General features: G+C 46.7%; 5 protein-coding genes and 1 tRNA gene. 4 read left to right on the forward strand and 2 right to left on the reverse strand.

Going from position 1 to position 12,441, the window contains the following annotated elements; genetic code table 11:
- Positions 1-32 precede the first annotated feature (32 nt).
- Positions 33-103, reverse strand: a tRNA-Gln gene (locus tag BACCOPRO_RS18250).
- Positions 104-418: 315 nt separating this feature from the next.
- Between BACCOPRO_RS18250 and BACCOPRO_RS00710 the strand changes: the two genes are divergently transcribed.
- Entirely contained in the window at positions 419-1,396 is a 978-nt protein-coding gene (locus tag BACCOPRO_RS00710; RefSeq protein ID WP_008139958.1) for a BF3164 family lipoprotein, read from the forward strand.
- Here the strand turns inward: BACCOPRO_RS00710 and BACCOPRO_RS00715 are convergent.
- A complete protein-coding gene (locus BACCOPRO_RS00715; protein WP_040311018.1) occupies positions 1,366-2,355 on the reverse strand; it encodes a BF3164 family lipoprotein in 990 nt (329 codons plus the stop codon). The genes BACCOPRO_RS00710 and BACCOPRO_RS00715 overlap by 31 nt on opposite strands.
- A 622-nt stretch (positions 2,356-2,977) precedes the next feature.
- Between BACCOPRO_RS00715 and BACCOPRO_RS00725 the strand changes: the two genes are divergently transcribed.
- From BACCOPRO_RS00725 to BACCOPRO_RS00735, 3 genes are all read left to right on the forward strand, one after another.
- Complete coding sequence (locus tag BACCOPRO_RS00725; protein WP_040311020.1) at positions 2,978-6,223, forward strand: S41 family peptidase; 3,246 nt, start codon at positions 2,978-2,980, stop codon at positions 6,221-6,223.
- Between the two features lie 273 nt (positions 6,224-6,496).
- On the forward strand, positions 6,497-8,032 hold the full coding sequence (locus tag BACCOPRO_RS00730; protein ID WP_008139965.1) for an arylsulfatase: 1,536 nt from the start codon (positions 6,497-6,499) through the stop codon (positions 8,030-8,032).
- Positions 8,033-8,055: 23 nt separating this feature from the next.
- Positions 8,056-11,892, forward strand: a complete 3,837-nt coding sequence (locus BACCOPRO_RS00735) for a TIM-barrel domain-containing protein (protein ID WP_040311021.1) — start codon at positions 8,056-8,058, stop codon at positions 11,890-11,892.
- Positions 11,893-12,441: the final 549 nt, after the last annotated feature.

Genomic DNA, 12,441 nt, shown 5'->3' on the forward strand with positions numbered 1-12,441 from the left:
GCCCCAAGAGATGATCTCTTAGGGCTTTTCTGTTGGACTACCAGGATTCGAACCTGGACAAACAGAACCAAAACCTGTTGTGCTACCATTACACCATAGTCCAAACTTTAGGGGCTTTCCTCAGAAAGCGAGGCAAAGATACTATTTTTTTGAAATACGCTCCAAATATTTCTTTGTTTTTTTGTGATATGAATCGGCCTTTTGCTTTGTGATCCGGTAAAAATCAGTTCTGAACTTGTTTATTACAAGAAAAAATTTTTACTTTGCATATAACCTTTTTCTGTAAGTTTAACTTTAAATTCAAGTTGCCATGAGTTGTTCTTTTTCTAGCTATAAAAATATTATTTATCTGCTTGGCTATGTATTTTTCCTTGGATGTTCTTCTTCCAGTTCTACCAAAGTAGAGGAAACAAGTCTGATGTCTGAAGTTTTTTTGGAAGACAGTCTCTTGCATGCGCCGTATGGTTTGTGTGCGACAGATACTTATTTGGCCATAGCTAATCCTAAATCGGATACGATTCTCGATCTGTTTGATTATAATGGTAAATTGGTGAAGCGTATGATTCCACGCGGACAGGGAGTGAATGAGGGTTTGTTCATTTCCCAGATCCAGTATGACAGGCAGGGTAACCGTCTTTATTTGCCGGATCTTCACAAGAAAAACTTACTGATCCTGCATGATGTTACTGCAGAAAATCCCACCATCCGTGAACTGAAACTAGGCGGTGTGGATGCTGAGGCTTATAAAGACAGTGTTTACTTGAATTCACGATGGGGCAGATTGTCCGACGGAACGATACTGGCAACCAATGGTTCTCCTGCCGGTATGTTTGCTGCGTTTTCATCCGAAGGAAAGTTTTTACGCTTTTATGAACCGTTCCCCGACAAGCATTTAGTCAGTGATCAACTGAATGATTGGGCTAATTCTTTGATGTATACTCCTTTGGGATCTTTTTCTCCTGAAGCAGACAAGGCAGTTTTTGTATATGCGGAAGCGGATATCATGACTATTTTCAAGGTAGACGGAAAAGACCGTTTAAAGGTGAAGTCAGTCAGAAAGTCTTATCCCGATCATATGTTTGTCCTGCAGCATACTCCGACCGTGGTTCAGGCAGCCATAACGGATGATACCCATTATTATTCTCAGGGGGTGGCGGCTACTGATAAATATATCTATGTCTTGTGGCTGGATACCATTTACAAAGAGGTGAGCGAGAATCACGATCAGACTGTCTGCATCAAGGTGTTTGACTGGGATGGAAATTTATTGGAGAATATTACGTTGGATACACCTGTAAAAAATATTACCGTGACTCCCGATGACAAAGTGATTTATGCTTTGTCTGAAAACGGGGAATCGGGATATCAGATCTTAAAGTTTAAGCGAAACCGGTAGAGGATAGTCTGGTCTATGTCGGGGACGTAGCCCACCAGGTGTCCTTCGTTGTCAAAACGGATGGAGGAAACAGCTTTGTTCAGGATATAATGTGCTGTTGCCTTTCCTGTCTTGTCGTAGACCTCAATCAGATTTCCATCCTCTGTTCCGTCACTTGATTTCAGACAATAAAAGTAATCGGAATGAGAAACTACGACAAGGTAATAGGATTTCAAGTCGTCATAATCTTTTAGTTCGGACTGGTCAGACTGGTTTCCCATCGTGATAAGTGGATGCAGTTGCCTGTCTTTGATGCTGTAAAACTCTATTCTGTCGGCATAATTATAGGCGACGGCTAAAGTCGTATCGTTGATGCACTGGATAAAATCGAACGGAGTATAAGAGGTGCCGGGTTTTCTGAAAGCATTCGTAAAAGTGCAGGTGATTTCTTTTCCCTCCAAGTCTGCAATTTCCCATGAAGAAACAGTTGCATCATCTATTTTCATCAGGAAGCTCGTCGGGTCAATTTGAGTGATAAAGGTGAAAGGTTTGCACAATCCTTCTGCGTCATTGTAGAGCGGAAGGCGGTCGGTTATTTCCAGGCTATCTTCTTTTATTGCATATATCAGTGCCTTGCGTCCCATAATATCATATAGCAGGATATTTCCGTCGGTTGCCTGTCCTGCATTTAAGGTTATGAATTCATCGGGGCCTTGACCTATCTTTCCGCATTCAAAGAGTTTTTTACTTCCCGGATATTCATAAAGTGACAGAAAATGATCATTTATACCGCTTGTTGCAAAACAGATACGGTTGTCTTTGATACTCCAGGTGATTAAATGGAAGGTTTGGTCAATCTTTAACGAATCGCAAGCGGATATGGGGATTGCTTCGGGAAGATCGTTTTTTCCTTTCGTTGAGGTACAACTTGTGATACCTAAGGCAATTAGCAGCAGGCTGTATAACAGAAATGTTTTCATGTTGAGAATGATTAGTTTCACAAAGATATGATTTTTTCCTCTTTGTAAGAATAAACTGGGGAATAATTGCGCCGTTTGTCAAAAAGATATTATTTACCCTGTCTGTGTATCATTCGGATGCTGAATCGGGAAAAAGTCTGACTGTGCCTTTATACATTTTATCTGAACGGGAGACCGGTCTGAATGAATATAGGAAGGATATGCACATCTTTTGCATAAATCTGCGAAAACGACGGCCCGTTCTGACCGTTTTGACTATTCGTTTGAGAGAAAACGGGCGCTCGATCAAGCTGAAATGACGGTTCATTTCCGGTTGAATGGGCGGAAAATTCTCGCAAAATGTCCGGACAGCTTCCGGAACAGGAGGAAAGAGGTGGTTTTTAAGGTCGTTGCAGATCCGGATGAACCATCCCGGAAGTGTTAAAAAATGGCTTATTCTGTTTACTGACAAGCCTTTAAGAGAAAAATCACTCGCGAAATCATTACTGCCTGCACTTCCGGACGTGAACCGGCGATTCTCACGGGCCGGAGGAGACAATTTGTCAAAATGAAACCGGAGAGAACGTCGTGTTTTTCCGCGATTATTATTACCTTTGTTTTCAAACTTAAAGAAAATCGATGTATGAAGAAACTTTTATTGACACTGACCCTGGGGGCGACGGTGACCACCGGCATGGCGGTCACTCCGTTGTGGATGCGCGATGTGCGTATTTCGCCCGATGGAACCGAGATCCTTTTCTGTTATAAAGGAGATATTTATAAGGTGGCTGCTTCCGGTGGGGAAGCGGTTCAGCTGACAACTCAGGAGTCGTATGAAGCCACTCCGGTGTGGAGTCCGGACGGCAAGCAGATTGCTTTCTCAAGCGACCGTTACGGAAACATGGATGTATTTGTCATGCCGGCCGAAGGCGGTGCTGCACGCAGACTGACGGTGAATTCTGCGGCTGAGACACCCTCTGCCTTTACACCCGACGGAAAGTATGTGGTCTTCTCTGCCAGCATACAGGATCCTGCGGCAAGTGCTATGTTCCCGACTTCAGCCATGACAGAGTTGTATAAGGTTCCTGTTTCCGGAGGAAAAACCGAACAGGTGCTGGGAACACCGGCCGAACTGGTCAGCTTTAATGCGTCGGGGGATGCCTTTCTTTATCAGGACCGCAAGGGATTTGAAGACGAATGGCGCAAGCATCACACTTCGTCCATTACGCGGGACATCTGGATGTATGATGCCAAAACAGGCAAGCATACCAACCTGACGGCCCGTGCAGGAGAAGACCGCAACCCGGTCTGGGCTCCCGACGGCAAGGCGGTGTATTTCCTGAGTGAGCGCGATAAAGGTTCGTTCAATGTATATACTTTCCCGCTGGATAATCCGAAGCAGGTACGTGCCCTCACTTCCTTCCGGACTCATCCGGTGCGTTTCCTTTCCATGAGCGGAAACGGTATGCTTTGCTACACCTACGACGGCGAGATTTATACGCAGAATCCTGACGGAAGTCCGAAAAAGGTGGCTGTCAGCCTGACGCGTGACGACGAGCAGTTGCCCGCCCGCTTCAGTTTCACCCGCGGTGCCCGCGAAGCTGTGCCTTCTCCCGACGGCAAGCAGGTGGCGTTCACCGTAAGGGGAGAAGTGTTTGTCACTTCCGTGGAATACGGAACAACCAAACAGATCACGCATACTCCGGAAACGGAAGAAGGCTTGTCTTTCGGAGCAGACAACCGTACGCTGGTCTATGCCAGTGAGCGTGGAGGCAACTGGGGACTGTATCTGGCCAAGATCGGACGCAAGGAAGATGCGAACTTCCCGAATGCAACCTTGATAGAGGAAGAGGCGCTGCTGCCTTCGAAGACCGTGGAACGCACGTATCCTCAGTTCTCGCCCGACGGCAAGGAAGTGGCTTTCATTGAAGACCGCAACCGCCTGATGGTGGTCAATCTGGAAACCAAAAAAGTGCGTCAGATTACGGACGGTTCTACCTGGTACAGCACCGGCGGCGGATTTAATTATTCCTGGTCGCCCGACGGAAAATGGTTCACACTGGAGTTCATTGGCAACCGCCATGATCCGTATTCTGACGTTGCACTGGTGAGTGCAGACGGCAAGGGAGAACTGGTGAACCTGACCAACAGCGGCTATTTCAGTGCTTCTCCGCGCTGGGTGATGGACGGCAATGCCATTCTGTTTGCAACCGACCGTTACGGTATGCGCAGCCACGCTTCCTGGGGATCACAGGAGGATGTGATGCTGGTATTTATGAATCAGGATGCATACGATAAGTTCCGTCTGAGCAAAGAGGACTATGAATTGCAGAAGGAACTTGAAAAGGAGCAGAAGAAGGAGAGTGAAAAGGATGCTGACTCGAAAGACAAGAAGAAAAAGGAAGACGGCGACAAGAAAGAGTCGGACAAAGTCAAGGAGGTAGTCGTTGAACTGGATGGCATCCAGGATCGTATCGTGCGTCTGACTCCCAATTCATCTGACCTGGGCTCTGCCATTCTTTCCAAGGATGGTGAGAAACTGTATTATCTGGCTGCATTCGAAGGCGGTTATGACTTGTGGAAGATTGATCTCCGCAAGCGCGACGTGAAACTGCTGCACAAGAATGTGGGACGCGGTTCCATGGAAATGGACAAGGAAGGAAAGAATATTTTCATTCTGGGAAGCAGCATGCAGAAAATGGATGCCTCTTCGGAAACACTGAAACCGGTTTCTTTCAGAGCCGAGATGAAGATGGATCTGGCAGCCGAACGTGCTTATATGTTTGAGCATGTCTACAAGCAGGAAAAGAAACGTTTCTATAATGTGAACATGCATGGTGTGGACTGGGATGCCATGGCAGCTGCCTACCGCAAGTTCCTGCCCCACATCAGCAACAACTATGATTTTGCCGAATTGCTGAGCGAATGGCTGGGCGAACTGAATGTTTCGCATACGGGCGGACGTTTCTATCCGTCTCTGGGAGGCGAATCAACCGCTAACCTGGGATTGCTTTACGACTGGAGTTATACGGGTAACGGTCTGCGTGTGGCAGAAGTAGTGGAAAAAGGTCCTTTCGACCGCAAGACTTCCGAAGTGAAGGCGGGCGTCATTCTTGAAAAGATCGACGGACAGGCTCTTACTCCGGACATGGATTATGCAGCTTTGCTCAACGGCTGTCAGGGCCGGAAAATTCTGGTTTCGTTCCGTGATCCGCAGAGCGGCAAGTCCTGGGACGAAGTGGTGAAACCCATCAGCAACGGTGCGATGAGCGGTCTGTTGTATGAGCGCTGGGTCAAACAGCGTGCTGCCGACGTTGAAAAATGGTCGAAGGGCCGTCTGGGTTATGTGCATATTGAATCAATGGGCGACGACAGTTTCCGTACCATTTATTCGGACATTCTCGGCAAATACAATAACTGCGAAGGAATTGTGATCGATACCCGTTTCAATGGAGGAGGCCGTCTGCATGAGGATATTGAAGTTCTGTTCAGCGGAAAGAAGTATTTTACTCAGGTGGTTCGCGGACGGGAAGCCTGCGACATGCCGAGCCGTCGCTGGAACAAGCCTTCCATCATGGTGCAGTGTGAAGCCAACTATTCCAATGCCCACGGCACTCCCTGGGTGTACAGCCATCAGAAGCTGGGCAAGCTGGTAGGTGCTCCTGTGCCGGGAACCATGACCAGTGTTTCCTGGGAGACGCTGCAGGATCCGAGTCTGGTGTTCGGTATTCCTGTCATCGGTTATCGTCTGCCGGACGGAAGCTATCTGGAAAATTCACAGCTGGAGCCGGATATCCTGGTGCTGAATGCGCCTGAAACGATTGTGACGGGTGAAGACACTCAGTTGAAGGCTGCCGTAGACGAACTGTTGAAAGAACTGGACAAATAAAGGCCGGAATATGATATGGAAGCTGGGATTCTCCTGATTTTCGGGAGGATCCCAGCTTTTATTTTCGGGGTTGCCGGCCGTTGGTTCTGGCAGGAAAGATGAGCGGAAGCATACGTCAGAGTGTTTTTTAAGTCTGTTTTTTATTATAAATTGTATAAATTTTCCATTCATTGGATAAATGAATGTATATTTGCCTGATGATCAAAAATGTGTCAGGCTGAGCCGTTCAGATGAAGACAAAAAGATAGTTCATAACTTTAATACCATAAGAAAATGAAGAGAACAGAAAAGATGCTGCTTTGCACCGGTTTGATTTCCGCGGCATTTGCAGCAAATGCCGGTGCGGCAGAGAAAAACACAAAACCCAACATTATCTTTATTTTGTGTGATGACATGGGATATGGTGATCTGGGCTGTTATGGCCAGAAGTATATTCAGACTCCCAATCTGGACCGGATGGCTCAGGAAGGTATGCGTTTCACACAGGCTTATGCCGGCAGTCCGGTCAGTGCACCTTCGCGGGCTTCACTGATGACAGGACAGCATTCCGGACACGGGCATGTGCGCGGAAACAAGGAATACTGGACCGGAGAAGTGATGTATGGTAATAACAAGGATTATGCGGTTGTGGGGCAGGAGCCTTACGATCCGGGACATATTATCTTGCCTGAAATCATGAAAGGAAACGGCTACACAACCGGAATGTTCGGAAAATGGGCCGGAGGCTATGAAGGATCTTGCTCTACGCCCGACAAACGCGGAGTGGATGAGTATTATGGATATATCTGTCAGTTCCAGGCTCATCTGTATTATCCGAACTTTCTGAACCGTTACAGCCGCTCGGCAGGCGATACGGCAGTGGTACGTGTGGTTATGGACGAAAACATCAAATATCCGATGTATGGTGACGACTATAAGAAGCGTCCGCAGTATTCGGCAGATATGATTCATCAGGAAGCGCTGGCCTGGCTGGACAAACAGGACGGCAAGCAGCCTTTCTATGGATTCTTTACCTATACGTTGCCGCATGCAGAGCTGGCACAGCCGAATGATTCCATTCTGAAAGGATATAAGCAAAAGTTCTTTGTTGATAAGACATGGGGAGGAAGTGAAGGTTCACGTTATAATCCGGCAGTCCATACGCATGCGGAGTTTGCCGGCATGATTACCCGCCTGGATGCGTATGTAGGCGAAATCCTGGCCAAATTGAAAGAAAAGGGGCTGGATGAAAATACAATCGTTATTTTCAGTAGCGACAACGGTCCTCACGAAGAGGGAGGAGCAGACCCTGAATTCTTCGGCCGTGACGGAAAGCTGCGGGGATTGAAACGCCAGTGTTATGAAGGCGGCATCCGCGTTCCGTTTATTGTGCGCTGGCCCGGTCATGTACAGGCTGGTACGGTGAATGATCATCAGCTGGCTTTCTATGACGTAATGCCTACTTTCTGTGAACTGGCCGGTGACAAGAAATTCCCTAAAAAGTATCTGAACAAAAAGCTGGAGGGAGACTGTTTTGATGGTATTTCTTTTGCTCCGACTTTGCTGGGACAGAACGACAAGCAGCAGAAGCATGACTACCTGTACTGGGAGTTCCACGAAACAGACCAGATCGGTGTCCGCATGGGTGACTGGAAGCTGGTTGTGAAACAGGGAGTGCCTCATTTGTATGACCTGGCAACAGATATCCATGAAGACCGTGACGTTGCGGCTGAGCATCCGGATATTGTCAAGCAGATGAAGGAAATAATTCGTAAGGAACATCGTCCGAATGATCTTTTTAAAGTAACTTTGCCGGACTTTGATAAGTGATTAATAAACCTAAAATAAGAAACATGAATCTGAAAAAACAAACTTTGGCATGGACGCTCTGTGTGCCTGCCTGTCTGGTTGCCGCTCCTTTGTCGGCCGTAAATCCGGACGGTACGGCTATCGTACAGACACAGGGAGTCACAGTGACTGGTGCGGCTTTGCTGAATCCGACAACGGTCGAAGTGCTGTTCTCTGACGGACAGCGCATGACACTCGACTTTTATGGGGAAAACATTGTCCGCCTGTTTCAGGATCCGAATGGGGGAATTATCCGTGATCCGCAGGCTTCACCCGAAGCACAGATCCTGACGGACAGTCCCCGGAAACAGCCCGGAAAACTGACTGTCAGTGAAGGACAGGGAGTGATTACAATTGCTACGGATAAAGTAGCTTTGGAAATCAACAAACAGACTACCTTCTTTAAACTGATCAATAAAGTAACTAACCGCATTGTCGTTGAATCGGTAGCTCCGGTGGATTTCCAGAAGAAACAGGTTTCTCTGTCTCTGAAAGAAATGCCGGATGAGTATTTCTATGGCGGTGGTGTGCAGAACGGACGTTTCTCTCACAAGGGAAAGAGCATCAAGATTGTCAATACCAACCAGTGGACTGACGGCGGTGTTGCTTCTCCTACTCCTTATTATTGGTCTACGGGCGGATATGGAGTGATGTGGTATACATTTGCTCCCGGCCAGTATGATTTCGGAGCTGCTGAAAAAGGTAAGGTAACCCTGACACACGATACAGACTATCTGGATGTATTCTTCATGGTAGATGATACTCCGGTAGCTCTGCTGAATGATTTCTATCAACTGACGGGTAATCCGGTCTTGTTGCCGAAATTCGGTTTCTACGAAGGTCACTTGAATGCTTATAACCGTGACTACTGGAAAGAAGACGAGAAGGGTATCCTGTTCGAAGACGGAAAGAAATATAAGGAAAGCCAGAAGGACAATGGAGGTACCAAAGAGTCTCTGAATGGAGAAAAGAATAACTATCAGTTCTCTGCCCGTGCGGTGATTGACCGTTACAATGCGCATGATATGCCGTTGGGATGGTTGCTTCCGAATGACGGTTACGGCGCAGGATACGGACAGACCGGTACACTGGACGGCAATATTCAGAACCTGAAGGAGCTGGGTGATTACGCTCGTGAACGTGGAGTTGAGATCGGTTTGTGGACTCAGTCAGACTTGCATCCGAAAGAAGGCGTAGAAGCATTGTTGCAGCGTGATATCGTGAAGGAAGTGCGTGATGCCGGTGTGCGTGTGCTGAAGACTGATGTTGCGTGGGTAGGTGCCGGATATTCATTCGGACTGAACGGCGTGGCTGATGTCGGACAGATCATGCCTTATTACGGAAATAATGCACGTCCGTTCATTATTTCACTGGACGGATGGGCCGGTACTCAGCGTTATGCCGGAATCTGGTCGGGTGACCAGACTGGTGGAGAATGGGAATATATCCGTTTCCACATCCCGACTTATATCGGTTCCGGATTGTCCGGACAGCCGAATATTTCATCGGATATGGATGGTATCTTCGGCGGAAAGAATGTTCCGGTCAATGTCCGTGACTTCCAGTGGAAGACTTTCACTCCGATGCAGTTGAATATGGACGGATGGGGATCGAATCCTAAGTATCCGCATATTCTGGGTGAACCGGCTGCTTCTATCAACCGCTGGTATCTGAAGATGAAATCGGAATTTATGCCTTATACTTACACGCTGGCTCATGAAGCACTGGATGGCAAGCCGATGATTCGTGCCATGTTCCTTGATTATCCGAACGACTATACACTGGGTACGGCTACCCGCTACCAGTTCCTGTATGGTCCGTATGTGCTGGTTGCTCCGGTTTATCAGGAAACGAAGGCAGATGATAAGGGCAATGATGTGCGTAATGGTATCTATATGCCGGAAGGTAACTGGATTGATTATTTCACCGGTGACCTGTATCAGGGCGGACGTGTCATTAATAATTATGAGGCTCCTTTGTGGAAACTTCCGTTCTTTATCAAGCAGGGTGCTATCCTGCCGATGGCTGAGGCTCACAACAATGTCAGCCAGATGGATAAGAAGACTCGTATCTATGAACTGTATCCGGCCGGAACTACTGAATTCACGGAATATGATGATGACGGTGTAACGGAAGCTTATCGTAACGGACAGTTTGCCACTACGAGAATCGTTTCTGCTCTGGAAGGAGATGAATTGAATGTGACCATAGATCCGACACAGGGAGGATTTGCCGGCATGGTCAATGAAAAGGTAACAGAGTTCCGTATCAATGTGACAGCACAACCGAAGAAGCTGGAAGCTAGTATCGGTAAGAACAAGGTCAAACTGACAGCTGTCAGCTCTATGGAGGCATACAAGAACGGTACGAATGTTTATTTCTATGAAGAAGCACCTGAATTGAATCGTTTTGCTACTCCGGGCAGTGAATTTGCTTCAGTGAAAGTGGTTAAGAATCCAGTAGTGCATGTGAAACTGGCTTCTGCTGATATCACATCCGATGCGGTTGCCCTGAAGATGAAAGGATTTGTATTTGCTCCTGCTGAGAAGTTGCTGGTAAGTACCGGTTCGCTGGAAGCTCCGAAACCTCAGGTTACTGATGAAAATACGACTGCTTATACCTTGACTCCTTCCTGGAACAAGGTTACTGGAGCTGATTATTATGAAATTGAGTTTAACAACATGCTTTACAGTACGATCCGTGATACACAACTGCTGTTCGAAGATTTGCGTCCGGAAACAACCTGTTCGTTCAAAGTTCGTGCAGTCAATGCATCCGGAACTTCTGATTGGGCAAGTGTTCAGGTAACGACCAAGTCTGATCCGCTGGAATTTGCTATTCGTGGTTTGAAGGGTGAAACTTCTTGTCCGAACCAGGGTGGTCAGGGCGTCAACAAGTTGTTTAACTTCGATGAATCTGATTCATGGCATACAGAATGGAGTACGAAGGCTGTACCGTTCGATCTGGTTATCGATCTGAAGAGCGTAAATCAGCTGGATAAATTCCAGTATATGCCTCGTCAGGATGGTGGTAACGGAACGTTGAAGAAAGGTACTGTATACTATAGCATGGATAAGTCTGAATGGACAGAAGCCGGTACATTTGAATGGACAGGCGGTGACGTGAAGACATTCGTCTTTGAAAAACGTCCGACTGCACGTTACATCAAACTGGCTGTAACGGAAGCTGTGGGTAACTTCGGCTCCGGACGTGAATTGTATGTATTCAAGGTTCCTGGTTCTGAAAGCTATATTCCGGGTGATATCAACCAGGATAAGCTGGTAGACGAAAACGACTTGACTTCATACATGAACTATACAGGTCTGCGTCGGGGTGATTCTGATTTTGAAGGTTATATCAGCAAGGGTGACTTGAACAACAACGGACTGATTGATGCATACGATATTTCTACCGTAGGTATCGAGCTGGAAACCGGTGTAAGTTCGAAGAAGGTTCCTGCTGTAGCCGGAACTATTCAGGTTACTCCTTCCAAGAAGGTTTATAACGCAGGTGAAACGGTAGAAATCTGTGTTACCGGTAAGGGACTTCAGTCTGTCAATGCTTTGAGCTTTGCACTGCCTTACGATCCGCAAGTAATGGAATATGCAGGGGTAGATGCTGCCGACATGAAAGAAATGAAGAATCTGACTTATGACCGTCTGCACAGCAACGGAGTGAAGGCACTTTATCCTACTTTCGTTAACTTAGGAGAGAAACCGACTCTGGAAGGTGATGGTGAACTGATGGTGATCAAGTTTAAAGCAAAGACTCGTCTGACCTTCAAGCTGAAAGCTATCGATGGTATTCTGGTTGATAAGTATCTGAATACTGTTCACTGGTAAATACTTTTCTGATGCAAAGATAGAAGTCACGGATTTTTCGCATAACTTCCGTGATAGCGTATAAATTAAAAAATAGCCGTCCCAATTTCTGGACGGCTATTTTTGTATCATCTTCCATCGATCCGGAAGCAAACCATGCTATTGATCAGTCCGGTAGGTCTTCTTTATTTTATTCTTTGTAGAGTTCTGATGAATCGTTACGGATGGGAGGGTGCTTTCGGATTATTATGGATTGCTCCTCTAGAACTCTCAGCAGAGTCTCTGCCTGATATATTTATTTTGCGTATTTGTGGCTTTTCAGGGCTTCTGTTGCATTTTAAAGGATGTTGCCGAAGGATGCTCATTATCGGATTATATAAAAGACAGAGCCACCCCTGTATCACACGGAGGTGGCTCTTTGTAATTTTAATATTATGTAAGGTTAAATTAGAGAGGTTATCTTGTTATTAATATCCTTCATTCTGCTGTCCTTTGATTTGCGGGTTTGCATCGATTTCATCTTTCGGAATCGGCCATACCCACATGTGATCACTGGCATCCTTGGTCAGA

It is taken from the genome of Phocaeicola coprophilus DSM 18228 = JCM 13818 (genome assembly GCF_000157915.1).
Classification (GTDB): domain Bacteria; phylum Bacteroidota; class Bacteroidia; order Bacteroidales; family Bacteroidaceae; genus Phocaeicola; species Phocaeicola coprophilus.